Origin of the sequence: Pseudomonas sp., assembly GCF_036404235.1 — a bacterium.
Classification (GTDB): Bacteria; Pseudomonadota; Gammaproteobacteria; order Pseudomonadales; family Pseudomonadaceae; genus Aquipseudomonas.
Map to the genome: position 1 here is coordinate 1 of NZ_DASWOT010000039.1, position 26,632 is coordinate 26,632.

22 protein-coding genes are annotated in these 26,632 nt (G+C 59.4%); 15 read left to right on the top strand and 7 right to left on the bottom strand.

Translation table 11 applies throughout. The features are described from left to right. From VGC62_RS05115 to nirD, 3 genes are all read left to right on the top strand, one after another. On the top strand, window positions 1–203 hold a 203-nt coding region (locus tag VGC62_RS05115), incomplete at its 5' end, for a hypothetical protein (protein WP_331185981.1). 463 nt (window positions 204–666) lie between these two features. Continuing rightward, on the top strand, window positions 667–3,228 hold the full coding sequence (gene nirB, locus VGC62_RS05120) for a nitrite reductase large subunit NirB (RefSeq protein WP_331185982.1): 2,562 nt from the start codon (window positions 667–669) through the stop codon (window positions 3,226–3,228). After that, window positions 3,225–3,602, top strand: coding sequence for a nitrite reductase small subunit NirD (gene nirD / locus VGC62_RS05125; RefSeq protein ID WP_331185983.1), 378 nt, complete (start codon window positions 3,225–3,227; stop codon window positions 3,600–3,602). The genes nirB and nirD overlap by 4 nt, the downstream gene beginning before the upstream one ends. Window positions 3,603–3,665: 63 nt before the next feature. Here nirD and VGC62_RS05130 read toward each other — a convergent pair whose 3' ends face one another. The 6 genes from VGC62_RS05130 to VGC62_RS05155 all read right to left on the bottom strand — a co-directional run bounded on the left by VGC62_RS05130 (window position 3,666) and on the right by VGC62_RS05155 (window position 12,689). Next, window positions 3,666–4,574 carry an alpha/beta hydrolase gene (locus VGC62_RS05130; protein ID WP_331185984.1) on the bottom strand — a complete coding sequence of 303 codons (909 nt, stop codon included), beginning with the start codon at window positions 4,572–4,574 and terminating at the stop codon, window positions 3,666–3,668. Then, on the bottom strand, window positions 4,574–6,805 hold the full coding sequence (locus tag VGC62_RS05135; protein WP_331185985.1) for a TonB-dependent siderophore receptor: 2,232 nt from the start codon (window positions 6,803–6,805) through the stop codon (window positions 4,574–4,576). Before VGC62_RS05135 ends, VGC62_RS05130 begins: the two co-directional genes overlap by 1 nt. A gap of 98 nt (window positions 6,806–6,903) precedes the next feature. Further along, complete coding sequence (locus VGC62_RS05140; RefSeq protein ID WP_331186006.1) at window positions 6,904–8,247, bottom strand: sensor histidine kinase; 1,344 nt, start codon at window positions 8,245–8,247, stop codon at window positions 6,904–6,906. Then, entirely contained in the window at window positions 8,247–8,978 is a 732-nt protein-coding gene (locus tag VGC62_RS05145; protein WP_331185986.1) for a response regulator transcription factor, read from the bottom strand. The genes VGC62_RS05140 and VGC62_RS05145 overlap by 1 nt, the downstream gene beginning before the upstream one ends. A 124-nt stretch (window positions 8,979–9,102) precedes the next feature. Next, on the bottom strand, window positions 9,103–11,184 hold the full coding sequence (locus VGC62_RS05150; RefSeq protein ID WP_331186007.1) for a TonB-dependent siderophore receptor: 2,082 nt from the start codon (window positions 11,182–11,184) through the stop codon (window positions 9,103–9,105). Between the two features lie 266 nt (window positions 11,185–11,450). Next, window positions 11,451–12,689: an OprD family porin gene (locus tag VGC62_RS05155; protein ID WP_331185987.1), complete on the bottom strand. Its 1,239-nt coding sequence runs from the start codon at window positions 12,687–12,689 to the stop codon at window positions 11,451–11,453. Window positions 12,690–12,952: 263 nt separating this feature from the next. On the opposite strand from VGC62_RS05155, the gene VGC62_RS05160 reads away from it, so the two are divergent. The 12 genes from VGC62_RS05160 (at window position 12,953) to VGC62_RS05215 (ending at window position 24,581) form a co-directional block, all read left to right on the top strand. Continuing rightward, window positions 12,953–14,149, top strand: coding sequence for an acetyl-CoA C-acetyltransferase (locus VGC62_RS05160; protein ID WP_331185988.1), 1,197 nt, complete (start codon window positions 12,953–12,955; stop codon window positions 14,147–14,149). Window positions 14,150–14,161: 12 nt separating this feature from the next. Next, window positions 14,162–15,022: an alpha/beta hydrolase gene (locus VGC62_RS05165; protein WP_331185989.1), complete on the top strand. Its 861-nt coding sequence runs from the start codon at window positions 14,162–14,164 to the stop codon at window positions 15,020–15,022. A 26-nt stretch (window positions 15,023–15,048) separates the two neighbouring features. Next, window positions 15,049–15,939, top strand: a complete 891-nt coding sequence (locus VGC62_RS05170) for an MBL fold metallo-hydrolase (protein ID WP_331185990.1) — start codon at window positions 15,049–15,051, stop codon at window positions 15,937–15,939. Between the two features lie 83 nt (window positions 15,940–16,022). After that, on the top strand, window positions 16,023–16,946 hold the full coding sequence (locus VGC62_RS05175) for a LysR substrate-binding domain-containing protein (protein ID WP_331185991.1): 924 nt from the start codon (window positions 16,023–16,025) through the stop codon (window positions 16,944–16,946). 124 nt (window positions 16,947–17,070) lie between these two features. Further along, the gene (locus tag VGC62_RS05180; protein WP_331185992.1) at window positions 17,071–18,123 is read left to right on the top strand and encodes a cyclase family protein; all 1,053 of its coding nucleotides are present in this window, start codon (window positions 17,071–17,073) and stop codon (window positions 18,121–18,123) included. A gap of 23 nt (window positions 18,124–18,146) precedes the next feature. Then, on the top strand, window positions 18,147–18,848 hold the full coding sequence (locus tag VGC62_RS05185) for an SDR family oxidoreductase (protein ID WP_331185993.1): 702 nt from the start codon (window positions 18,147–18,149) through the stop codon (window positions 18,846–18,848). A gap of 210 nt (window positions 18,849–19,058) precedes the next feature. Beyond that, window positions 19,059–19,760 carry a 3-oxoacid CoA-transferase subunit A gene (locus VGC62_RS05190; RefSeq protein ID WP_331185994.1) on the top strand — a complete coding sequence of 234 codons (702 nt, stop codon included), beginning with the start codon at window positions 19,059–19,061 and terminating at the stop codon, window positions 19,758–19,760. A 4-nt stretch (window positions 19,761–19,764) separates the two neighbouring features. Further along, on the top strand, window positions 19,765–20,475 hold the full coding sequence (locus VGC62_RS05195) for a 3-oxoacid CoA-transferase subunit B (protein ID WP_331185995.1): 711 nt from the start codon (window positions 19,765–19,767) through the stop codon (window positions 20,473–20,475). Then, entirely contained in the window at window positions 20,472–21,350 is an 879-nt protein-coding gene (locus tag VGC62_RS05200) for an acyl-CoA thioesterase (protein ID WP_331185996.1), read from the top strand. Before VGC62_RS05195 ends, VGC62_RS05200 begins: the two co-directional genes overlap by 4 nt. 257 nt (window positions 21,351–21,607) lie before the next feature. Next, window positions 21,608–22,894 carry an MFS transporter gene (locus tag VGC62_RS05205; protein ID WP_331185997.1) on the top strand — a complete coding sequence of 429 codons (1,287 nt, stop codon included), beginning with the start codon at window positions 21,608–21,610 and terminating at the stop codon, window positions 22,892–22,894. Between the two features lie 34 nt (window positions 22,895–22,928). Next, on the top strand, window positions 22,929–23,207 hold the full coding sequence (gene catC / locus VGC62_RS05210) for a muconolactone Delta-isomerase (protein WP_331185998.1): 279 nt from the start codon (window positions 22,929–22,931) through the stop codon (window positions 23,205–23,207). 102 nt (window positions 23,208–23,309) lie between these two features. Further along, a complete protein-coding gene (locus VGC62_RS05215; RefSeq protein WP_331185999.1) occupies window positions 23,310–24,581 on the top strand; it encodes an acetyl-CoA hydrolase/transferase family protein in 1,272 nt (423 codons plus the stop codon). 75 nt (window positions 24,582–24,656) lie between these two features. Here the strand turns inward: VGC62_RS05215 and VGC62_RS05220 are convergent, their stop codons facing one another. Then, on the bottom strand, window positions 24,657–26,528 hold the full coding sequence (locus VGC62_RS05220) for a SurA N-terminal domain-containing protein (protein ID WP_331186000.1): 1,872 nt from the start codon (window positions 26,526–26,528) through the stop codon (window positions 24,657–24,659). Between the last annotated feature and the right edge of the window lie 104 nt (window positions 26,529–26,632).

A 26,632-nucleotide genomic window follows, 5' to 3' on the forward strand; every position in this document is an offset into this window, starting at 1 on the left:
CGTTGGTCGCCTCGCCAACAAGTTGGCTCCTACAGATTGAACTGCGTTCTGTAGTAAACCCGGTGCGCGCGGTTTGCCCGTCACGCCGCGTGTGCAGGTTTACGACGGGTTCCCCGCCGGTCGCGGGACAAGCCCTGCTCCTACGCCTGCGGCAGAAGCAGAAGCAGAAGCAGAAGCAGAAGCAGAAGCAGAAGCAGGGATAAACAATGGTATTTTGAGGTTCGACAGACGCAAGTTTGGCATCACAATGAAGCGTCGATGACCTTTCACGCACTTTTTTCGCGCCTTTTGAACGGCGATGTAAAAGGGACGACGACGCGCAAAAGAACGCGAATTAATGCCTGCCACCAAACCTCGCGCCCAGCATTGATGGGGCTGAAAACCTCGGTAACTTCCCAGCCCCACGTTCTAAACCACTCGCTGGCACATCCCTTGCTTGATCCCCTTCAAGTCCAGCCTTAATGCGCGGCTGGCGGCCCTGACGGTCAATGACGATCGCCAGCCCATGAGGGCATCGGGCTCAGCAGGTTGCACCGACACCCTCTGCACAATGGCGGGATTGGCGGCAACCAACACAGAACAGGCAAAGGCGCCTGGAACCGAAAGGTTCCGGGCGCCTTTTTTTTTGCTTTCGAAAAAACTGAATGGCTTTGGCCGGGACTTGCTATGAACACCACAGTCGCCCCTCTTGAAAATGTGCCGACCCTGATCGTCATCGGTAACGGCATGGTCGGTCACCAGTGCGTCGCGCAGTTGATCGCTGACGGCGCGCTGAATCGTTATCGCATCCTGGTGTTTGGTGAAGAACGCCAGCGCGCCTATGACCGCGTGCATTTGTCCGAATATTTCGGCGGGCGCGACGCCGAGTCCCTGGCCATGTGCGATGCCGCGCTGTACCAACAGCGCGGGTTGACCTTGCACCTGGGCGTTCCAGTAGTGGAGATCGACCGCGTTCGCCGCGAAGTCATCACCGCCGATGGCTGCTTTACCTTCGACAAACTGGTGCTGGCGACTGGCTCCTATCCATTTGTGCCGCCGATTGAAGGCGCGGCAGGCGATTCGCGCTTGGTGTATCGCACCCTGGACGACCTCGACACGATTCGCGCAGCGGCCAGTCATGCGAAACGCGGCGTGGTGGTCGGTGGCGGCCTGCTTGGCCTGGAAGCCGCCAACGCGCTGAAGTCTCTGGGGCTGGAAGCGCATGTGGTGGAGTTCGCGCCGCGACTGATGCCAGTGCAACTGGATGATTTCGGCGGCGCCGCGCTGAAGTCACGTATCGAAGCATTGGGCGTTGGTGTGCATTTGTCGCGCGCCACGCAGTCGATTACGCCAGGCGAGGACTATCGCTTTCGGATGAACTTTGCGGGTGACGAATTTCTGGAAACCGATCTGGTGGTGTTTTCCGCCGGTATCCGCCCACAGGACGCCCTCGCCCGCCACTGCGCGTTGGAGCTGGGGCCTCGCGGCGGCATCGCGATTGACGAGCACTGTCGCACCAGTGACCCCGACATTTTTGCCATCGGCGAATGCGCGGCCTGGAACGGCAACGTTTTCGGTCTGGTTGCCCCGGGCTATCAAATGGCTCGCAACGTCGCGGCGCAGTTGTGCGGGCTGGACGCCGAGCCGTTCTTCGGTGCCGACATGTCGACCAAACTCAAACTGCTAGGGGTCGATGTTGGCTCCATCGGCGATGCCCACGGTGCGCTGACTGGCGCACGCAGCTATCGTTTCATCGACGAAGCCAGCGGCAGCTATCGCCGATTGGTGGTGTCGGCGGATGGCAAACAAGTGCTCGGCGCGGTGTTGGTCGGCGACAACAGTTATTACGACACCCTGCTGCAATACGCACAGAACGGCATCAAATTACCTGCCGACCCTTCAAGCCTGATCATGCCGCAGAGCGAAGGCGCACCTACGCTGGGGGCCGATGCATTACCCGCCACGGCGACTATTTGCTCCTGCCACAACGTCAGCAAGGCCGCGATCTGCTCGGCCATCGATGGCGGCTGCACCGACATTGCTGGCCTGAAAGCGCAAACCAAGGCCTGCACCGGCTGCGGCGGTTGCGCCGGATTACTCAAGCAAGTCTTCGAGCACGAGTTGATTGCACGCGGCGTCGCGGTGGATAAAAGCCTGTGCGAACACTTCGCCTTCACCCGCCAGGAGTTGTACGCACTGGTGCGTGTGGAAGGCATCGAGACCTTCGACGACCTGCTCGCCCGCCACGGCAAAGGCCACGTTGGCTGCGACATCTGCAAACCGGCGATCGGCTCGATTCTCGCGTCATGCTGGAACCGGCCAATCCAGGAGCCTTGGCTGGTGCCGCTGCAAGACACCAACGACACGTTCATGGCCAACATGCAGAAGAACGGCACCTACTCGGTGGTGCCACGCATTCCGGCGGGCGAAATCACCCCGGATGGCTTGATCGCGATTGGCGCCGTGGCGAAAAAATACGACCTGTACACCAAGATCACCGGCGGTCAGCGTATTGACCTGTTCGGCGCGCAATTGCACGAACTGCCCGACATCTGGAGCGAGCTGATCGCCGCCGGTTTCGAGACCGGTCACGCGTATGGCAAATCCACGCGCACGGTGAAGTCCTGCGTCGGCAGCACCTGGTGCCGTTATGGCGTGCAGGACAGCGTGCAAATGGCGCTGAATATCGAGGATCGCTACAAGGGCTTGCGCTCGCCGCACAAACTCAAGTTTGCCGTTTCCGGTTGCACCCGCGAATGCGCCGAAGCGCAGAGCAAGGACATTGGTGTGATCGCCACCGAGAACGGCTGGAACCTGTATGTCTGCGGCAACGGCGGCATGCGTCCGCGCCACGCTGAACTGTTCGCCACCGACCTGGACGACGAAACACTGATTCGCTACATCGACCGGGTATTGATGTTCTACATCCGCACTGCCGACAAATTGCAGCGCACTTCAGTCTGGCGTGAGGGTCTGGAAGGCGGTCTGGATTACCTCAAGGCCGTGGTGATCGACGACAGCCTGGGCCTGGCCCGAGAGCTGGAGGCGCAGATGCAATGCGTAGTCGACCGTTACGAGTGTGAATGGGCCAACGCCCTGCAAGACCCGGAAAAACTCAAGCGCTTCCGCACCTTCGTCAACGACAAGCGTGGCGACCCGGACATCCACTTCATCAAGGAACGCAGCCAACGTCGTCCGGCGCGCGCCAATGAACTCAACCTGATTGCCGTCGAGGAAATAGCCCAATGAACCAGGCCAATGCAGCAATGACCGACAACGCCCCGACACCTGTCTGGCGTGCCGTGTGTGGGCAACAGGATTTGGTGCTTAATTCCGGGGTGGTCGCGCTGGTGGGCAACAGGCAAGTCGCTTTGTTCTACGTGCCCCAAGCGGATGGCGGACGAACGTTGTACGCAGTGGATAACCGCGACCCGGTGTCCGGCGCCAACGTGATCGGTCGCGGCATTATCGGCAATCTGGCGGGAGATTTAGTGATTGCTTCGCCGCTGTACAAACAGCATTACCGACTGCAAGACGGTACCTGCCTGGAAGACGCGGCGCTGCAATTACGGACCTGGCCGGTACGGTTGAAAGGAGAGGTGGTGGAGATTGATTGGCGGTGAGGGTGTACACCAGGCGAAACGATCCACCCTCCCCTGCATCTGGCCAGTGGGCTGCATCGCAGCTCATGGGCGAGGTTGCTGTTGGCTTAAGCTCTCCAGGGTATAACGCAGGGACGCTTGCAGCATCGGGCCATGCCCCAATCCGGGGAATACGGTGTACTGAGTCTGCAATCGGCCGATATTTTGCAGCGAGGCCAACACGTGTTTAGCCGCTGCGTCGGCGGCAACCTGGGGCTGGGTCGCAGCAACCGGGCTGGCAGGCTCAAGCTCTCCACGCATCAGCAGCAGCGTCGGCCTACTCCCCTGTAAGCGCCGCTCCAGCCCCACGCGTTCAGCGTCAATCACGCCGTTATGCCACCACAGCGACGGGCTGGCAGCAGCGTATGCCTGAAAGAGCTCAGGCCGGGTCAGCAGTGTGTGCAGCACCAATAACCCACCATAGGAATGCCCCCACAGCAATTGCCGCTTGGGCGTCACCCGCAGCAGTTGGTTGATCTGCGGCCTGATCGTGTGCGTCAACAAATCCAGAAACACATCGGCGCCACCACTGGGAACATTCGTCAGCGGGTCGCGTTGCTGCGCTGCGCCTGCAACGTTCGGCGTGTAGTCAAACGTGCGAGCCGTGCGTTCGATGCGCAGCGGTGTGGCGTAACCTACTGCGACCAGTACCGGCGGCGCTGGACTTTTTGCCAGACGGTTTAACCCGTCGATGTCCAGTGCAGCCATCGCCGCGTTGCCGTCGAGCAGATACGCAACCGGAGTATCGACCGTCACGGAGGCTGGCTGGCCGATCCATATCCGGTAGTGCCGCGCAGCGTCTGCTGAATCCAGTTCCAGGGTGTTGAACCTGTAGGCGCTGGGCTCACGTAACACAGGGGCGTCCATGAGCTGGTCCGGCGACGGTTTGGCAACGGCCAGCGAAACGTGCGCCAGCAGCGCGAAAGTCAACACGCTTGCTATCGACCAACGCATCAGAACGACGCCGTCAGGCTGGTGTACAACGTACGCCCGGACTGGTTGTAGGTCGCGGCCCCCGCCCCTGCAATATTGGTCACGCCTTGCGCATTGCCTTCTCGCCACAGGCGTTTGTCGAACAGGTTATCGATGCCTGCGGTCAGGCTAAGGTTTTTGCTCAATGCGTAGGTCCCGCTCATACCGGCGATGGCGTATGGGGCAAGCTGGTTGTTGGACGAACCGGTGACCCGCTGGCCGTGGTAATCGTATTTTTTCGGTGTCTGTTTGCCATACCACGCCACATTCAGTTGCAGCGACAGGTCATCGCTGGCCTGCCAGTCAAGCATCGAGTTCAAGGTGTACTTGGGCGTGACCGATAGCACGTCGCCGGTTTCCTTGTTTTTCGATTGCAGCATGTAGGTGAAGTTATTGGTCCAGTTCAGTTGCTCGCTCAACGGCAATGTGAGGTTGCCTTCCAGCCCTTCAACCAATGCTTTGGGGACGTTTTCCCACTGGAAAATACTGGCGTTGGCGGTGCTGCCGGTGCCACCGGTCGCATTGCCGACCGGCGTCAAGCCAGACTCGATCTTGTTCTTGTAGTCGTTGCGAAAATACGTAAGGCCAGCCACCACGCCGTCGTTGCGGTACTCGATCCCCAGCTCTTTGTTGACGCTGGTCTCGGCGTCCAGATTAGCGTTGCCCTGCAGGTAGCAACTGGTGGTCTGCCCGTAGCAACCCTGGCCGTTGCTGTACAGCAAGTAGTTGGGATTGAGCTGATAGAGGTTCGGCGCTTTGTAGGCACGCGCGATACCGGCCTTGAGGGTGAGCGTGTCGGTGAGCACCTGCGACAGATTCAGCGATGGGCTCCAGTTGTCGCCAACGATGTCGTGGTGGTCCAGACGCAATCCCGGGGTCAGCCGCGTGCCGGGCCGAAGCTCGATGTTGTCTTCCACGAACACTGAGGCAATCCGGGCCGACGCCGTGCTGCTGCGGTTGCTGCTGGCAAGTCCGGAGACACTGCCGCCTGCCGTGGTGGTTTGCACATTGGAGCTTGGATCATCCAGTTGTTGCTCAACCCATTCAGTGCCCAGCGTCAGCACCTGATCGACGCCTGCGTGCAACGGCAGATTGACCTCGCCATGGGCCGTCAGATCACGCAACACACTGGTGTTGAAATCAGTGCTGGAAAAAATGCCTTCGGTGCCGCCCGCCAGGCCTTCATTGATTCGGCTGTTGCGGGTTTTCTCATATTGCAGGTACGCAAGCGTGGTGCCGAAATCCCAGTCGCCGCGATGAGTCACGGCATAGGTTTCCCGATACAGGATGTTGGTCTCGTGGCCAAGCAAGCTTTTCACGCTGCTGTTGCTGTTGGTGTTCTGGGTATCGCCGGTGTAGATATTGCCTTGTCGGCTGTAGCCTGCTTCAAGGTCCAGTGTTTGTTCGGGAGACAACTTCCAGCGCAGCAAGCCGTTGACGTCCTTGTTACGTACCCCTTCGCGTCCGGCCGGGAGAGTGCCTGTCTGATTGCCCGTTCGCGCCGACTCGTGGCCGCTGTTGATGTCGGCATCGTCGGCATCGGTCTTGGCAATGTTGCCGTAAACCCGGTAGCTCAGGCTGTCGGTCATCGGGCCGCTGAGGCCGAAGTTCATGCGCTCTGTTTCACCCTCGTCGCTGTGCTGGGCAAACGAGTGGTAGACCGTGGCCGAACCGTGCGTTTCCAGGCTCGGTTGTTTGGTGATGATGTTCACCACCCCACCCGCGGCGCCATTGCCATAACGTGCGGCGGCCGGGCCGCGAATGACCTCGATCCGTTCGACTTGATCGGCCGGTACCCAATTGCTGTCGCCACGGCTGTCACGCTCCCCGCGCCAGCCATAACGGACTGAGTTGCGGCTGGCGACCGGCTTGCCGTCGACCAGAATCAGGGTGTTCTCCGGGCCCATGCCACGAATGTCGATCTGTCGATTGTTGCCGCGCTGACCACTGCTGGAGTTACCTGTCAGGTTGACGCCCGGCATGGTGCGGATGATCTCCGACAAATCGTTGGCCGGTGGACGCTTCTTGATGTCCTCGGCAGTGATGATCGAAACACCCGGCGCCTGCTTGATCTCCTCCTCTGCGGTACCCAGTACCGTCTGGCTTTCCAGTTCGATGGGGGACGGGGCAACGGGTTCTGCGGCGAAGCTGCTGATAGGCAACAGGCTGCAAACACTCAAGGTGAGCAGAGACAAGGGCGGCAGGCGGTGCATGTGGCGATCTCCAAAACGTCAGCCCAGCCGATGGCGGCAGGCCAGTAAAGATCGCATATGATAATTAGATGCAGTTGCGAGTAAAGCGCATTAACTTTCTAAACATTTGCCGCTGGCAGACGCAGGTTCATACGCAACCCTTGCGTACCCTTGCTGGCCCACAGTTGCCCGCCCTGCAACTCAATGGCCCGCCGGGCGATGCTTAAGCCCAGACCGAACCCCGTCCCTGGCGCTCCATCCAGGCGCAGGAAGGGTTCGAAAATACGCTCCAGGTCCGCCTCGGCAACGCCAGGGCCAAGATCCTCGACCCCTAGCACCCAGGCGCAGCCTTCTCGCCGACCGCTCAATCGGATGACACTGTGCTCGGGCGAATGGCGGATAGCGTTGCGCAGAATGTTCTCCAGTGCCTGGGCGAAGCTGTCGAGGTGGACGTAAACCTCGCAGTCGCTGTCCAGCTCACAAATCAGCGCCTCCAGCGGCCAGCCGCTCTCAAAGTGAGCATCCTGAACCAGCGCTTCCCACACCGATGCCACCACCACATTCTCGCCCTGCAACCTGGGGTGTTCAGTGTCCAGCCAGGCAAGGTTGAGCGAGTCATCCACCAATCGCTGCATGTCCTCGATTTCCCGAGCCAGACGCTGTTCGAGATGCTGTTGCGACAGTCCGCTTTCGCTGGCGATCTTTAGCCGCGCCAGCGGTGTGCGGATTTCATGGGACAAGGTGCGCAATAACTGGCGCTGCTGATGCAGGCTTTGTCGCAGGCGCTCAGCCATGTGTTCATAGGCGCGGGCCAACTCGCCCAACTCATCGTGGCGCAACGCAACCGAACTGCCCGCAAGCGGTGCCAGATCGCCAGCGCGCAGTGCATTGGCGCGCTCGCGCAATTCGGTCAACGGCACCACCAGATGGCGATACAGCGCCAGGCCAAGAGCCAAAGCGAACAGCGCCGGAACAACACCATGGGTGAATAAATGGGTCCAGGGTGTCAGCCCTGGTGGCAACAGGCGTTCCGGCAATTGCAGCACCAGCCGACCGCTGTGCGGATGGTTCGGGAACTCGATGCTGACGTAGGGCAACTCGTCGTCCAGGCGCTTGCTCATCGGCCAATTCAGCTTGCGCATGAAGGTAAGGTGGCTGACCTCGTTCGCACTCAGCGGCTGCGTACCCAAACTTTGCAAGTAACCATCGAGGACGCCGACCCACGTGTGTTCGCGCTGCTGCAACGCCTGTCGCCAGCGCTCTACGCCCTCACGGTCCTGAGTTGCCCATACCTGCTCGGCCTCGGCGGCATATCCACTGAGTACGATACGGTCGGACTTTTCCAGAAAGTAGGTGCTGCGCTCAACTTGCGTGCCCCAGCCCCACACCAGCCAAACCAATAACAGGCAAAAACCCACTTGAAGCAGCGCCAGTTTCCACAACAGCGGATGTCGGCGATGCATCATGAAGGCCCCTCGCACAGCAGCACATAACCCTGGTGCCGCACGGCTTCGATCCGTATTGCACTTACCTGAATCGCGCCCAGCTTGCGACGCAGGTTACACACATGCACATCCAACCCACGATCCAGACGCGTGTAGGGACGATGCAACACATGTTGGTATAGGAACGCCTTGGTCAAGGGCTCTGCGGTGTGCTCATGAAGGGTGAGCAACAGCCGGAATTCCGATGCTGTCAGTCCGGCCATCTGACCATTGAAACTGACGTCCCGGGCAAGCAGATCCAGTTCCAGCGCAGGGCGGTTGGCCTGGGGTTGTGGAACGTCCATTGCGCGGTCTATCGCCACACGCCGCAGCAACGCATCGATGCGTGCGTCCAGTTCCGCCAGGCTGAAAGGCTTGGGAAGGTAGTCATCGGCGCCTTGGCTGAACCCGGTGATGCGATCCTGCTCGGCCCCCAAAGCCGACATCAGCATCACCGGTATGCCCCGCTCCCTGCGCAAACAGGACAAGACGTTCAAGCCATTTTCATTGGGCAACATGATGTCCAGCAGCACCAGATCCACCGCAAACCGCAGCGCCATGCTCAAGCCCTCATCACCACGGTGCGAACTGCTCAGCTCGAAACCACGCCGGCTCAAATGGGCACACAGATGCGCGCACAACTCCACGTCATCCTCGATGATCAGGATGCGCGCGGGCTGTGGACGGGTGGGAAGTTGATAATAATCCACGATTACACAAGCTCCCCAAACACACTGTAACGATCTGAATAAAAGCGATTTTCTGTAGGCGCTGCCGAAGGCTGCGATAAGGTCCAAACGACCTTCAGGGGCCTTCGGCGACACGTATGGCAAATCAGTATTTCCAGGTCACCGAAGCGACGAGGTTACGTGGCGCGCCGTAGCTGGCGGTGGTCGCACTGTCGTATAGCGACAGCAGGTATTTGCGGTCGGTGACGTTATTCAGGTTCAGCGATGTGCTCCAGTTGCTGTCGATGTCATAGCTGGCCATCAGGTCGAGCAGGGCGTAGGCGTTCTGCCGGATGGCGCTGTTCGAGTCGTTTTGCACCGCGCTCTGCCAGCTGACCCGCGTACCGACCTTGGCTTGGGGCAATCCGGGCAAGCGATAGGTGGCCATGCCGCGCAGGCTATGGGTCGGCACATATTTGCGCGCCTTGTCGCCGTCGTCGTTGTCGATACTGACGTAGGTATAACCGCCGAGCAGGTCCAGGCCAGGCAGTGCTTCGCCAGAGGCTTGCAGCTCTATGCCGTGGCTCTTGTAGTCCATTGGGTTATAGACGGATTGTCCACCCACGAAGCCCGCATACTCGGCCACGTTTCGCTGATTGGTCTTGAACACGGCAGCGGTGAGGTTGAGGCGGTCGTCCATCAGGCTGCCCTTCACACCGGCCTCTATGCTCTTACCTTCGAGCGGGTCGATCAGTTTGCCGTCGGAGCCCAGGTTGTATTGCGGGCTATAGATCTGCGTCCAACTGGCGTAAACGCTCCACTGTTTGTCGAGGTCGTAGACCAGGCCCGTGTAGGGCGTGACCTTGCCATGCGCGCGGGTGTAGTAGTCCGAACCATAGCTGTCGCCGGAACCGTCCAGGCTGAGCATGCGCGCACCGGCGATCCAGTGCAGGTCATCGGCCAGGCTGAAACGGGCCCCCGCGTACACGCTCTTCTGGCTGTCGTTGAAGTTTTGTGTGTTGCTGTCGCTGGTGAACAGGAACGATGGATGGGCCGCCGTGCCCGCCAGCACGCCCGAGAATGAGGTTGAGTAGTAGCCACCGTCGACCGCATCGTATTCCCGGGCCTTTTGATGGGTACGGCCATACGCGGCACCGAAGGTCAGCTCATGCTCGCGGCCGAACAGGCTGAAGGGACCGGACACCTTGGCCTCGCCCAGCAACTGATGGTCCTCGCTGGTGGTGTGAGCGGCAAAGGCCGTGGCGTCATCGCCGGTTACGTCGGCGATGTAGAACATATTGGTGTCTTGCTTCTCCTTAATGCCCGTTGCAGTCAGTGTGGCGTTCCAGCCGTTGCCGAAGTCATGTTTTAGCTCGGCGAAGGCGCGCTGGGTGTGCAGGTTCCAGTAGGTCCAGGGCTGGCCGATGCTGGAGCTTCGGCTGCCGTAATGGATAGCGTTGCCATTGCTGTCGACCAGTGGCAGGTTGCCCCATGTACTGCCGTTAGAGTCGCTGTCGTGCTGGGAAAACCCCACCGTCAGGGTGTCGGCATCGGACAGGTCGAACGCCAACAAGCCAGCGGCGACGTTGCGCTCATGGCTGTAGCGATCCATCCACGAGTTGCCCTTGTCGTGGGTATAAATGAAGCGCCCGCGCACGTTGCCGGTGGGCGTCAACGGGCCAGAAACGTCGACATCTATCCGACGGTTGTCCCAGGAGCCGACGCTGGTGTCGACTTGTGCCTGGAAGGTATCGGTCGGCCGTTTGCGCACGAAGTTGACCGTGGCTGATGGGTTACCCGCACCGCTCATCAAGCCGTTGGCGCCATGCAGGACGTCGATCTGTTCGTACTCGGCCAGATCCTGTTCGCCCACCAGCGTGGTCCCTACGAACGGCATGCCCATGCCGTCGTATTCAAAGGTGTTGATGTCGAAGCCCCGTGAGGTGAACTCGGTACGGTCGGTTTCGGTTTGCTCCACGGTCACCGAAGGCGCAGAGCGCAAGGCATCTTTGATGCCAGTGATCTTGAAGTCGTCGAGCGCTTGCCGGGTGATGGTGGTCACTGCCTGCGGCGTTTGCTTGTCGGTCAGGCCCAGGCGAGTGGTGCTGCCAGCGGGCTTGCCTTGATAGCCTCGGGTCTGGTCCTGACCGTCACCCTGTTCGGCGCTGCTCTGGATTTGGGTGGCAGGCAGGGTCAATTCATCGGCGGCATGGGCCAGCGGTAGAACACTGCAGGCGCCGGCCAGCAGCAGTGTGGCGGGGAGACGAGGCGTCAAGGTCGCAATTCCTGAGACAGATAAGAAAGGCGCCATTCTAACGCAAACAATAATCATTTCAAATTGTATCAGAGAAATGCGACCCATTTTCAATGCCGAGGACTCAGCTTTTAAAGCGCGTCATAGCGTCCGTTGGTTTGCTTGATCGCAGCGTTCGCCAAAGCATCAGCCGCTCACCTCAACGGACCACTGGATGCTCAGTGATCCGTTTGGTGTTCAATGAGTTTCGTTTGTCTCGGTCACTTGAAGGCAATGGTGTAGGACACAATCAACCGGTTTTCGTCCAGCTCCCCCGCCGCGTCGGAACGCACCATCGCGTTGCGCCAGCGCACGCCGACGTTTTTCAAGGGGCCGCTCTGCACGACATAGCTCACGTCCAGGTTGCGTTCCCATTCCTTGGCATTGCTACCGGCTACTTCGAACCCGTCACCGCGCAGATAACGCGCCAGGAATGTCAGGCCGGGTATGCCATAACCTGCCATGTTCACGTCGTAGCGTACTTGCCAGGAGCGTTCCTGAGCACGGGTGAAATCCAGGATTTGCACCACGTTGGCCACGTTAGGATCGGCATCCTGCAAATAGGGAAACGGCGAACTGCCGCTGTTGTCCTGATAGCCGACCCGCCAGGTGTGCGCCCCAAGATTGGCCGACAGCAGCACGGAGGTCAGGCCGTTGTCGATCTTGCCTGCACGCTGCGCCCCGACCTGCGAGGAGTCGAAATAGCCAACATTGCCGCCCAGAGTCCAGCTTCCCAGTTTTTGAGTTGCCAATAAGTTGTAGTAGTTCTGCTGGTAAACGTCTTTGAGCTCCGCCCGCCAAAAGGCCGCGGTCAATTGCGGGCTGATGGTGTAGGCCGCACTGGCGTAGTCGAAGCGATCGCTGCTGGCCGAATAGTTGCCGGTCAGGAAGTCGTCGTGGTTACCGCTGGAGTTGCGATAGTTGACGCTGCGAAATTGCCCGGCATCGATCAACACGTTGTCGATATCCCTGGAGACCACCGTCGCGCCGTTGAAGATGGGCGGCAATAATCGCGCATCACTGGACAGCAGCACGGGTGACTTGGGCATGAATCCCCCGACCTTGAGCTCGGTCTTGGACACCTTGGTCTTGAAGACACCCGACACATCGCTGTATTCGTCCGGCCCGGAGTTGCCGAAGGCGTTGGGCAATAATCCGGTGCCTGCACGGGCGTCGGATGAATCGAGCTTCACCCCCAGCGCCGCATACAGGTCCACGCCAAAGCCTATCGGCCCTTCGGTATATCCGGACTTGGCATTGAACATAAAGCCCTGCGCCCACTCTTCGCGCTTGGACTGAGCCGCGTTGTCTTGACGAAAGTCACGGTTGAAATAGAAGTTGCGCATATCGAGCGTAACGCTGCTGTCACTGAGAAAATCAGCCTTGGCCATACCAGGGAGTGCCACGATGGGCGCAATACAGGAAAGCGCGCAGAGTCGCGCCAGGGGAAGCTTTTGCATGTGAGGATTCCCGATCATTATTTTCTTATTAGGGCTTCGGGCGGCAGACGCCTGGAGCAGTGCCAGCATGGGCAGCGCGCAGCGCGTTGGGTATTGGGATTTGCTTAAGCGACACTTGCACTAAGGAAAACATGACCGCTGCACAGTCATCGTTAAGCAGCACGGAAGACGGCCTTTCGCTAAACGAAATTGTCGGGCAAGCCAAGCGACGCCATGCTGGGTCCATCGCTTTGCACACGCTAACAATAAAAGGTACCAGCGTTATGAAGGACGCTTTGATCGTGTCGCCCTTGAGAACACCTATCGGTAAATTCGGTGGCGCCCTGTCGTCACTGAGTGCCGACCATTTGGCGGCCACTGTAATTCGCACCCTGATGAGCCGCCTGGATATCGCCCCGGATTCGCTGGACGAAGTCATCGTTTCGCAATCCTATTCAAACAGCGAAGCACCCTGCATGGGCCGCTATGCCGCCCTGCTTGCCGACCTACCCTTGTCAGTGCCGGGTTACACCCTGGACCGCCGCTGCGGTTCGGGCTTGCAGGCCATCGCTGATGCCGCGATGCATGTCCAGACCGGACACGCCGAAGCCGTGATGGTGGTCGGCGTGGAAAGCATGAGCAATATCGAGTACTACACCACCAATATGCGTTGGGGCGCTCGTGCTGGCAGCGTGAAAATGCACGACCGCCTGGAGCGTGGCCGCGAGCGCTCACAGCCCGAGTCGCGCTTCGGGCGTATCTCGGGCATGCCGGAAACGGCCGAGAACCTGGCCCGCGATTACGGCATCAGCCGTGAAGACGCCGACCACTTCGCCGTGCGCAGCCATCAAAACGCTGCTCGGGCGTGGTCTGAAGGACGCTTTGCCGAGGAAGTCATTGCACTGGAGGTTCCACGCAAACGTGGTGCCAGCGAATGGGTGGACATGGATGAAGGCATTCGGGCCGACGCCAGCCTGGACAGCATGGCCCGCTTGCGCACCCTCCTGCCAGAGGGGGTTTGCACGGCGGGTAATTCCAGCCAGCAAAACGATGCCGCCGCTGGCTGTCTGGTGGTCTCGCGTGAATACGCCGCTCGCTACAACCTGCACCCCATTGCTCGCCTGGTCGATTGGTCGGCGGCCGGTTGCGACCCGGCGCGCATGGGTATCGGCCCGGTGCCCGCTGTCGCCAAGCTGCTTGAGCGCACTCAGTTGAGCCTGGCGGACATGGACCTGATCGAGGTCAACGAAGCATTCGCGGCCCAGGCTTTGGCCGTCCTGCGCGCCTGGGATCTGCAAGACATTGAACGGGTCAACGTCAACGGTTCGGGCATCTCTTTAGGCCACCCGATTGGCGCTACCGGGGTGCGTATCATGACCACCCTGCTGCATGAGATGCGTCGGCGAGACGTTCGCTATGGCCTGGAAACCATGTGCATTGGCGGTGGCCAAGGCATGGCGGCGCTGTTCGAACGCGTTTGAAGGAGCATTGTCATGCAGTGGATCAAGATCAACGGTAATGTCCTGCGCTATGAACTGAGCCCCGAAAACGGCCCCATGCTGGTATTAATTCACGAAATGGGCGGCACGCTGGAAAGCTGGGACACGCCCTGCACTCGCCTCAATAACAGGTTTCGAACATTACGCTACGACGTTCGTGGCTCGGGACTTTCCGAAAAAATCGTTGGCCAAACCACTGTCGACGAACAGGTCGATGACCTCTACGCGCTGCTGGCGGCACTGCCTATCGAAGGGCCGATAGCATTGGCCGGGGTTGCAGTCGGGGCAGCAATCGCTATCCGTTTCGCCGCCCGTTACCCACAACTGATCAGCCATCTAATTGGTTTTTCACCCGCCTGTGGTGTGGCTCCACACGCGCGACATGCCACACTGGAGTGCGCCGCGGCGATTCGTCACGAGGGTTTGCGCGAACTGATCCCGCAGCTTCTGGAAAAAACCTGGCCCGCGCCGTTGCGCACTGACCCGCAAGCGTTCGAGAGCTTCAGCCATCGCTGGCTGAGCGCCGACCCACAGAGCTTCGCGGCGATCTTCTCCATGCTGGCGCGCATGGAACTTGAAGACGACTTGCCTCGTTTACCCTCCCGGACACTGTTCATCGCAGGTGAATACGACGGCCTGCGTCCACCGTCGGAGATCGACCGCCTGGCAGCGCTGGCCAGCCATATCGAAACGCTGCACGTTGCCTCGGGGCATTTCATGCCAGTACAAAGCCCGCAATGGGTCATCACCCTGCTTGAGCAATACATTCTCGACAATCGTGCAGGTTGCGATATTTACCAGGCATTCATGAGTCACCCGCAAAACCGCATCGCCCCCAGCGGCCACGCGGCCTAAATCATAAGAACAAAGGAAAACAAACCATGATGCAATCACGCATGATCGGCGATATCAAAGTCACCCGGATTCTGGAATATGCGGGCCCCACTCATGACCCGGCATTTCTGTTTCCCGATATCGACCGCAGCGTGCTTGATGAGCATCAGCAGTTGATGGCGCCCAATCATTGGGTCCCGCACATGAACAAATTGATCGTCACTATCCAGTTCTGGGTAGTGCATGCGGGCAACAACATCATCGTGGTCGATACCGGCGTTGGTAACTTCAAGCCACGCGCCGGCATCCCACGGATGAACATGCTCAATACCCTGGTGCGCGAATGGATGATTGCCGCAGGCGCGCACCCGGAAAAGGTCACCCATGTGGTATTGACCCATCTTCACGCCGACCACGTAGGCTGGAATACCACCTGGCAGGACGATCGCTGGGTGCCGACCTTTCCCAACGCGCGTTACTACATCCCCAAGGAAGATTTTGTCTTTTGCAAGGAAGGTAAAAACAAGGAACCAGGCGTTATCGACGTATTTGGCGACTCGTTCTTCGACAGTGTCATGCCAATCATTAACGAAGGTCTTGGGGTGATGATCGAGCCGCCACAGGAAATCGCCGACTGCCTGGTGGTTGAACCCGCGCCGGGGCACAGTCCTGGGCAAGTCGCTTTTCGCGTGCGCTCACGGGGCGAAGAAGGGCTGTTCTGCGGCGATATTTTTCACAGCCCGCTGCAGATCGTGCGCCCGGACGTTAACTCTGGTTATTGCATCTGGGCCGACACTGCGCGCAAGACACGCCTGGACTTCCTCAACCGCGCAGCTGATCGGGAAGCGTTGCTGATGCCGGTGCATTTCGGCGAGCCACATTGCGGTTATATCCGTCGCGAGGGCGCAGGCTTTCGTTTCGAACCGGCGCAGTGGTAAACCCGTGAGCCGGGCGTATATGGACAGGGGTAGCGCCCGCCATTACCGTGGGTCAGTCATCCCTGCAAAAGAAGTCAATAATCATGGCGATGCATTTCGATATCACGGATTTCCGGCTATTCATTAATATCTCGGAAACCAGCAGCCTGACGCGCGGTGCCGAGCGCTCGTTTCTCTCGGTGCCCGCGACCAGCAATCGCATCAAAAACCTGGAAGATAACCTTGGCATGCGCTTGCTTGAGCGCTCACCTCAAGGGGTAACGCTGACCAACGCCGGCAAAACCTACCTGCAACATGCACGCGTCATCCTCGCCCAACTGGAACTGCTCACTGGCGACTTGCAGGAGTACGCCATTGGCCTAAAGGGGCAGTTACGCCTCTTGGCCAACACCACGGCCATCGCCGAATACCTGCCGCCGGTGGTCGGCGAATACCTCAAGACCCACCCGGACGTGCATATCGACATGCGCGAACGCCTGAGCGACGACATCGTGCGCAGTATTCGCGATGGTGGTGCCGATTTGGGCATCGTTTCTGGCAGCGTTGTGACCGATGGGCTGCAAAGCGTGCCGTTGGTGTCCAGTCGCCTGATGGTGATCGCCCCGCTTGGCCATCCGGTGCTGGCCAACGGCGAGGTGTTTTTCAAGGAAGCGTTGCAATACGCCTTCGTCTCGTTGCTCGAAGGCAGCGCTATCCATGTGTTCCTCAGCCGTGCCGCCGCCGCGCTGCATACGCCGTTGACGATCCGAGTCCAGGTCGCCAGCACCGATGCGATTTTACGTATGGTCGAGGCCGGCGCTGGCATTGCCATCGTGCCTCAGGCGGGTTTCGCCCGCCTCAAGGGCCAACAGAAGATTGGCGCCTGCACGCTGCTCGACCCTTGGGCTGTACGCACCTTCCAGCTGTGTGCCCAGGATTTCGACGGGCTTTCATCTTTTGGCCGTGATTTCGCCAACAGCCTGATCGACTGGTGCCGCACGAGCGCAACCAGCAGCCAGCCGCTTTAAGCAACGCTTAAGCCTGCGTTTGGAAAAGCAAAATTGTCTGCGTCTTGCACCTCTGAGAGCCTGACCGCCAAGCGTTCGGGACTTTGCGAGCCTTCAGCATCCATAAAAACAACAGGAAAGCCTTATGACTCAACCGCGTTGGAAACATCGCCCTGAAGGCTCGAATTGGGGTGATTTCGGCCCCGATGACCAAAAGGGCCGGCTCAATCTGCTGACACCCGAAAAAGTACTACAGGGCATTGCCGAAGTTCGTGAGGGCCGGGTTTTCTGCCTAAGCCTGCCGCTGGACTATCCGGGCGGCAACGCGATGAACGTCAATCGCCTGCCGCCGATCCTGCGCCCTTTGCTGCGCAAGGGCGGGGTCAACATGAACTATCAATATGACCGCATCGAAGCCGGACGCCCGGACGTACTCAGTGACGACCTGGCAATCCTGCACTTGCAATACTCCACCCAATGGGACGCCCTCTCCCATGTGGGCGCGCTGTTCGACGCCAACGGCGACGGCGTGGCCGAACCGCTTTACTACAACGGCTACGCCGCCCATACCGATGTTATTGGCCCCAGTGATATCGCCGACTGCGGCCTGCATGGCGAAATCGCCCCACACAGCACCTCTTGCGCCCATGCACTGGGCATCGAGCGCATGGCCGAAACCTGCGTGCAAGGCCGTGGGGTCATGATCGATTTGCATCATCACTATGGCGACGCCCGCACGCCAATCGGCTATGACGAACTGATGCGGGTGTTGGAGGCCGATAACGTGCAGGTCGAACCTGGCGATATCGTCTGCCTGCACACCGGTTACGCCCAGGCAGTGCTTGGCATGAACAAGCAGCCAGATGCCAAGGCGCTGGAAAACCTCGGCACAGTGCTCGACGGCAATGACCAGCGCTTGTTGCAATGGATCACCGATTCGGGACTGGTCGCGATTGCCGCCGACAACTACTCGGTCGAAATTTTCCCCAATGGTCAGGGCGACGAATGCTGTTCGGTAATGCCCTTGCACCATCACTGCCTGTTCAAACTTGGCGTACACCTGGGCGAGCTTTGGCATCTCACTCCTCTGGCCCAGTGGCTGCGGGCCAACAAGCGCAATCGTTTCCTGCTGACCGCCCCGCCTTTGCGTCTGCCTGGCGCGGTGGGCGCGCCACTCAATCCTGTCGCCACTGTCTAGCTCCCACCCAAGGAGACACCCCCGTGTCCAAAGAACGTGTATTGATTACCGGAGGCGCCTCCGGTATCGGCGCCGCTATTTCCGAGCGCTGCTTCGACGAAGGCTATGAGCCGGTCATTATCGACCGAATCGGCAACGGCTTGATCGCCGATCTGAGCGACCTGAAAGCCACTGCCCAAGCCTTGCAGCAAGCGTTGAGCAAGGGGCCAATCACCCGTCTGGTCAACAATGTCGGCATGGTTTGCCCTAACAGCGCCGAAGAACAGAGCTTAGAAGAACTGGAGCGGGTCTGGGCCCTCAACCTGCGTTGCTCGCTGCAATGCATGCAGGCGTTGTTACCCGGCATGAAGCAGGCCGGTTTCGGGCGCATCCTCAACATGTCCTCACGCGCAGCCCTGGGCAAGGAGCTGCGCAGCGCCTACGCCGCCACCAAGGCCGGTTTACTGGGCATGACCCGCGTCTGGTCCCTGGAACTGGGGCGCTGGGGCATCACCGCTAACGCTATCGGGCCAGGGCCGATCCGCACCGAGCTATTCGAAAAAGCCAACCCGCCGGACAGTCCTCGCACCCAGGCAATCATCGACTCGATCCCGGTCAAGCGTCTCGGCGTGCCCGCTGACATCGCCCAGGCCGCGTCGTTTTTCCTGGATGCGCGCAGCGGCTTTGTGACCGGCCAGGTGTTGTACGTGTGCGGTGGCATGACGGTCGGCGTGGCAGGTGTTTGAACGCCCTGTCGCGGGCCGTTAATGGCTGGTTAAACGAGCCTTCCGAAGACTGAAATTGTGACGCTGTCCGTCCTTGGGCAAGCTGATCCGACCGGCATCGGTGATGCGTCGCGGCCACGCACCCGCCCCGTCATCTTTGCTGGATTGCCATCGCTCATACCGGTGTTGCTGGTCATGACGGTGGACGAAATCAAAACAAGGACAAGAGCCATGATCGACAAGCTTTCCCCCAACGCACAGACGGCGCTGGCCGAGATTCCCGATGGGGCGACCATCGCCGTGGGCGGGTTCGGTGGCGCTGGTATGCCTGACGACCTGATCAATGCGTTGATCGACCAAGGCGCACGCAACCTGACGCTGGTCAGCAACAACGCAGGCCAGGGCGAGACTGGGCTCGCAGCACTGCTCAAGGCTGGTCGGGTGCGCCGTATCCTCTGCTCCTATCCGCGCATGACAGGCTCCCACGTTTTCGAAGGGTTATACCGCGCCGGCCAGATCGAACTGGAGATCGTGCCCCAAGGGAACCTCGCCGAACGCCTACGCGCCGCAGGTTGTGGCCTCGGCGCCTTCTACACACCCACAGCCTTTGGCACCTTGCTGGCCGAGGGCAAAGAAACCCGCAACATCAATGGCCGTAACTACGTGCTGGAGTACCCGATTCACGTCGATTACGCGCTGATCAAGGCCGAGGCTGGAGACCGCTGGGGCAACCTGATATTTCGCAAGACTGCGCGCAACTTTGGCCCGGTCATGGCAATGGCTGCAAAAAACACCATTGCCTCCATCCAACACCTCTATGAGCTGGGCGGGCTGGACCCTGAATCCGTGGTGACGCCAGGGATATTCGTCAAGCACCTTGTCTTGCGCGAAAAATCGGCTGATGCACCAGTCACTCTGAACCAGGCGGGATAAATTTATGGATAAGAACGTACGCATTGCCATGGCCCAACGAGTGGCGCGAGATATCCCCGAAGGCTCCTACGTCAATCTGGGTATCGGCCTGCCGACACTGGTCGCCAACCATTTGCCCCTGGACAAGGATTATTTCCTGCACAGCGAAAACGGTGTGCTGGGACGCTGGCAGGCGGCAGCCCCCGGTGAAGAAGATTGGGACATGATCAACGCCGGCAAGGAACCCATCGAACTGGCCCCAGGCGCTGCATTTTTTCATCACGCGGACTCCTTCGGCATCATGCGTGGCGGTCATCTGGATATCTGCGTGCTCGGTGCTTTTCAGGTATCTGCCAATGGCGACCTTGCCAACTGGCACACCGGGGCCCCCGATGCGATTCCTGCCGTGGGCGGTGCGATGGATTTAGCCATCGGCGCCAAGCGGGTCTTCGTCATGATGGAACACCTGGGCAAGGACGGGCGCAGTAAATTATTGGCTGACTGCACCTACCCCGTGACTGGCCTGGCCTGTGTCAGCCGCGTTTATACCGAGCTTGCAACCTTGGACATCACGCCGGACGGGGTAACGGTCGTCGAGCTGATCGGCGACGTCACTCCCGAGCACCTGCAAGCGATCACCAGCGTGCCACTGGATTTTTCGGCCATCGTCGCTGCTAAAGCGTCCCGTGCAGAAATACCGTCCGGTCAAGGCCCCCTGGCGGCCATGCACAGATGAAAAGCGACTGGAGCTGGGACCAACGTGATCTCACCGAGTTACTGACACTTGAGCCCGCAGGCCAGCAAAACTGGCGCAGTTGCGTGTGCGACACCAACGCCAATGGCCGGGTGTATGGAGGGCAACTGCTCGGCCAAACCTTATGGGCAGCAGCGCAAACCGCAGATGGACGCAACCCCAGTATGTTGCAGATGACCTTCCTGCAAGGTGCTCGCCCGCAAGAATCCATCGAGTACAGCGTCGAGCCACTTCAAGATGGTCGACGTCTTTGCACCCGCCATGTGTATGGCGTACAGGGCACAGGGCTGGTTCTCAGTGCCAACGCCAGTTTTCAGGTGGCACAAAGCGATCCCGGTGATCCGCATCGCCTGCAGCGTCAGGTGCCGTCACCGGAAAGCCTGCCGACCCTGGCCGAACTGGCCGAGCGCTACCCGCACGACAGTGAAGCGGTGCAGCTGCGTTTCAGCGCCAGGCCGGTCCTGGACATTCGGCCGATCCATCCCGAAGGGTATTTTGAACACCCCGCCGAACAACGAGAAATCAGCTACTGGATACGCCTGAACCAGTCGCTGCCCTCCGAGGGCTGCCTGCACCCTGCCGCCCTTGCCTACCTTTGCGACAGTTGGCTGAACGCCAGCCTGGCTCCCCGGCAAGGCATGTTGGAGCTCTGGCAGAACTATTACGTCAGCAACCTTAACCACACGCTGTGGTTCCACAGCCTGGACATCAACGTCAACGAATGGCTGCTGTTCGTCAACGACGCGGTGCGCAGCCTCTCAGGTCGTGGCCTGGCGATGACCCAGATCTATCAGCGTGACGGCCGTCTGGTTGCCAGCATGGCGCAAGATCTGCTGATTTCACCGCGCAATCCCTAGGTTTGTTGACGTTTGGTCGTGAGCAACCAGACGGCGACAAACCCTAAGCTTTAGTCAGGTTGGAAGACGGCCTTTTGCAAAGGCAAATGGGCGATACACGCAAAGTGTCGCATGCTCCTGATCATGGCCCCGCACACTCAGGCCGTGGAAAACCTGGCGATTGACGGCAAGGCAACTTGCCAGACGCGATGGGTTTGTTCACTGCTTGAACCGAGGGTCACTCCAATAACAAGAGTCAACACAAGAAGGGCAGAGACATGTTCGAGTGGTATAAAACCGGCTCCTCGCAAGAGCGCAAGACTTTCTGGGCCTGCTTCTCTGGATGGGCGCTGGATACCTACGATGCGCAAATGTTCAGCTTTCTGCTGCCTACGCTAATGGCAGTCTGGCAAATCTCCAAGGGCGAGGCCGGAGTGCTCGGCACCGCCGCCCTGCTCTCGGCTTCATTGGGTGGCTGGGTTGCAGGTATTCTCAGCGACCGTTACGGTCGGGTTCGCATCCTGATTTTCACCATTTGCTGGTTCACCCTGTTTGGCGCGCTGGCAGGCTTCACCCAAACCTACGAACAAATGCTGGTCGTGCGAACCTTGCAAGGCCTGGGCTTTGGCGGCGAGTGGGCAGTGGGCGCAGCGCTGATGGCCGAGATCATCCGCCCGGAGCACCGGGGCAAGGCAATGGGTTTCGTGCAAAGCGGCTTTTCCGTGGGCTGGGCGCTGTCGGCGGTGGTGATGACGGGCCTGCTGGCCTATCTGCCAGCGGAAATGGCCTGGCGCGTTGCGTTCTGGGTCGGGGTCATTCCTGCCACGTTCGTGTTGTTCATCCGTCGCAACGTCAAGGACGCCCGGATATTCAACGAAGCCAAGGCCAAGACTGAAGAAAAAGCCTCGCTTTTGTCTGCATTCCGGCCTTCGGTCATTCGCCTCACATTGCTGGGCGCCATGTTGGTGACCGGCTTGCAGGCTGCGGCCTACACCATCATGGCCTGGTTACCAACCCTGATGGTCCAGGTGCGTGGACTCAAGCCGGGGCCCGTGGTGGTGACCATGCTGATCATGTGCGCAGGTGCATTCGCAGGGTTCGTGCTGACCTCATACCTGGCTGACCGTTTTGGTCGTCGTCCGGCGCTGTTGGTGTTCTGCATCGGCGCATGGATTTTTACCGTGGTTTACATGCTGGTCCCGATGAGCCCAACCCTGCTGATGCTGATGAGTTTTCCGGTGGGTGCGTTCGCCACCGGGATCTTCGCAGTGCTCGGCCCGTTTCTCAGCGAGCTGTTCCCAACCCACATTCGTACCACCTGCATGGGGTTTTCCTACAATCTGGGTAAATCTCTCGGGGCCCTGTCCATCGCCGGTGTGGGTGTATTGTCCGAGCGTTTCGGGCTGGCCCAGGCGATTGGCGGCTTCTGCCTGGTCGCCTATGCCCTTTCGATCATCGCCGTGTGTTTGCTGCCTGAAACTCGTGGTGTGCGCCTGGAAGATGTGGACGCAAAGCTGGGGAGCGAACCTGAAGAACACCCCACTCAGGTTTCAGCCACTCGTTAAGCCATAGAAAAAAACTCAAGCTGGAGTAGAACCGATGCTTTATCACGTAAAGATGGACGTCAGAATCCCACGCGATATTCCCGTGGACGTCGTGGACGCAATCAAGGCGGCTGAAAAGAAGCGTGCAACCGAGCTGCAAGAAGCTGGCAAGTGGCCGCACCTGTGGCGCATCGCCGGGCAGTATTCGAACATCAGCATTCTGGATGTGGCCAGCAATGACGAGCTGCACGAGCTGCTGTCAACCCTGCCGCTGTTCCCGTTCATGACCATTGAAGTCACGCCCCTGGCCAAGCACCCCTCCTCGATCGTGTGATGACCAACGCGGCGCCAGGCCGCCGTTTGCCCCACCATCCTCCGTGTTTACCGTGGGCCAGCTAACCCTGGCCTGACGGGCAGATGTTGTCGAGAATTTGCCATGCCCCAGCTATTGCAGCTCAACTCGCTGAACCTGGCCACCCTTATCCGCCCCGGCGATACCGTGATGTGGGGCCAGGCCAACGCTGAGCCGTTACCGCTGACCCAGGCATTGATGGCCCAACGCAAAAAGATTGGCCGGTTCAAGGTCATGCTCGGGATTGCCAACAGCCCCACGTGCTTGCCGGAACATGCAGACTGTGTCGACTTCATGTCTTATTGCGGCGCAGGTGCCAATCGCGAATTGGCCAGCGCAGGACTGCTGGATATTCTGCCCAGCCATTACTCCGAATTGCCGGCGCTGATCGCCAGCGGCGCACTGCGCATCGATGTGCTACTCCTGCAACTGGCACCCGCCAACGCAGAAGGTCGCTACAGCCTGGGCATCGCCAGCGAATACCTGTTGCCGGCCTTGGAACACGCCCGCGTGGTGATCGCCGAGGTCAATCGTCAGGCACCCTGGACCTATGGCGAGCGCAGCCTGGGCGCAGAAGATTTACACGCCATCCTGTACACCGACCGCGCCCCGCTGGAAAACCCCGTCAGCCGCATCCGCGACAGCGATCAGCGCATTGCCGGGCATATCGCAGGTTTGATCGAAGATGGATCAACCCTGCAGATGGGCATCGGTGCGATTCCCGATGCCGTATTGAGCGCACTGGGCGAGCATCGTGATTTAGGGGCGCATTCCGGCAGTCTAGGCGATGGTGTTGCGCGCCTGATGCACAGCGGGGTGATCACCAATCAGCGCAAGACACGGGACCGAGGCATCAGCGTCGGCGGCATCCTGATGGGCAGCCGCCTGCTGCATGATTTCGCCTCCAATAATCGGGCCATCGAGTTGCGCTCCACGCGCTACACCCATGACGCTCAAGTACTGGCCAGCATCGACCGGCTGGTGGCGATTAACTCGGCGGTCGAGGTCGACCTCACCGGACAGATCAACTCGGAAGTCGCTACCGGCAACTATGTGGGCGCCGTGGGTGGCGCACTGGATTTTATTCGTGGCGCACGAGACGCCAAGGGAGGTCTACCGATTATCGCCCTGCCCTCCACGGCAGGCGCCTACAGCCGGATTGTCGCCAGACTGAGTGGGCCGGTGACCATCGCACGTAGCGATGCCGGGATTATCGTCACGGAATTTGGTGTGGCCGATCTGCGCGGCCTGACCTTGAAGCAGCGCGTGGTCAAGATGCTCGATATCGCCCATCCCGATCACCGGCCCATGATCCAGGCACAGCTGGACGCTATTGGCTATGCAAGATTTCCCTAGGTCTGTTGCCGCCACTAAAACAAAAAGCCCCGACTCATCTGAGCCGGGACTTTTTATTTTCAAGCAATCAAGCAATCAGTATTTCTCGATCTTCGCGGTGCTTTCCAGTTGTGCGCGGTAAGCAGCGAAGTCCTGCTTCCCTTCACGGGATGCGAGGAATTGGCGGTACTGAGCTTTCTCCTCATCGGTCGGCACCGCAGCCTGATTGACACCGTTAAGGCGCACAATCACGAAGCTACCGTCTGCCGCAGTCAAGCTGCCATAGACCGGTTTGTCCTTGCCTTCAGGCTTGGGCATGCGGAACAGTGCCTGCAAGACCTGAGGATCAACACCCTCCTGACTGCGAGAGGCCGCCTCGACGACGTTCCAACTCTGTCCTTCCTGCTTGGCCGCCAGAGGCGTCTTGCCATCGCGCAGCCCCGCCAGAAGCGCTTCACCCTTGGTTTTCACCGCTTCGCTGGCGTGCTCTTTGGTCAACTGGGCGCGAATCGCACTCGACACCACGTCCAAAGGCAATTGCTCAGGCTGACGATGTTCCTTGACGCGAACCACTACCACGGTTTCAGGATCAAGCTCCAGTGCTGAACTATTGGAACCCTCTTCCATTACCTCAGGACTGAACGCAGCCTGGATGACAGCGCGATTAGCCGTCAGGCCCTCGCCCCCTTCACGACCGAAAGGCGCGCTGGTCTGCACCTTCAGACCAAGGTCTTGCGCAGGCTGTGCCAGGTCGGAGGATTCGAACGCAGAGTCTTCCAATTGCTTGGTGGCCTCAACGAACTTCTGCTCGACCAACTGCGATTTTAGCTCGTGAGTCAGCTTCTCTTTAAGGCTGGCGAATGTTGGCACCGACGGCGCCTCGACACCCAGCAGCTTGATCAAGTGCCAACCAAACTGACTACGAACCGGGGCCGACACCTGATCTTTGTTCAACGCATACAAGGCGTCTTCGAAGGCTGGATCGTAAACACCCTTGCCTGCGTAACCGAGATCACCGCCCCTGGCGGAAGAGCCTGGGTCCTGGGAGAACTCTTTAGCCAAGGCCGCAAAGTCTTCGCCTTTGGCCAGACGCTGTTGAATGTCTTCAACCTTCGCCTTGGCCTGGGCATCGTTCGTCTTGTCGTTCACTTCGATGAGGATGTGCGCAGCGCGACGTTGTTCAGCCAGATTGGCGATTTCTTTCTGATAGGCCGCCTGAAGGTCTTCGTCCTTGACCGACACTTTGTCGAAAAATGAAGATTTTTTCAGCTCGATGTAGTCGAGTACCACCTGCTCAGGGCTCAGAAACTCCTTGGCATGCTCGTCGTAGTGGGCCTTGATTTCATCGTCAGTGACTTTTACCTTCGAGGCGTCAGCCGGCAGCGTCAAGGTCGCAAAATCGCGGGTTTGTTTTTCCAGGCGGGCAAATGCCTCGACCTGGGCATCAGTGATAAACGCGCTACCCTCAATCCCGGCGCGCACCTGACCGATCAGCATTTCCTGGCCCAGCATCTGGCGGAATTGCAGACGGGTGAAGCCCAACTGACGCACAACCTGATCGAAACGATCAGCGTTGAATTTGCCGTCCACCTGGAACTCCGGGGTCATCAGTATCTGCTGGTCCAGCGCCGCTTCGGAGAAACCGAACCTGGAGTCAGCAGCACCTTGCAGCAACAGCTTGCGATCGATCAACCCCTTGAGGGCTGCGTCGCGAAGCATTTGTTCATTGAGCATGGCAGGATCGAAATCCTTGCCCAATTGTTGCAAGAGTTGACGGCGTTGCATTTCGACCGCCTGACCCAATTCGCCCTGGCTGATTTCCTCGCCGTTGACCTTCGCAGCATCCTGACTGTGGCTGGTGGCCCTGAAAATGGCATCGAAACCCGTCAGGGCCATCAGAGCCACGATGACTCCGATAATGGTTTTGGCAATCCAGCCTTGTGAATTGTCCCTGATATTCTGCAGCATGCGTCCCCCAGAAACGGTTGTATTTGGTTCACCAACCGCGGAGCGTGGGTAGAATCCGGATAGAAGAAAGGCGCATCCGAGGATGCGCCTTCTCGTAACTTGCA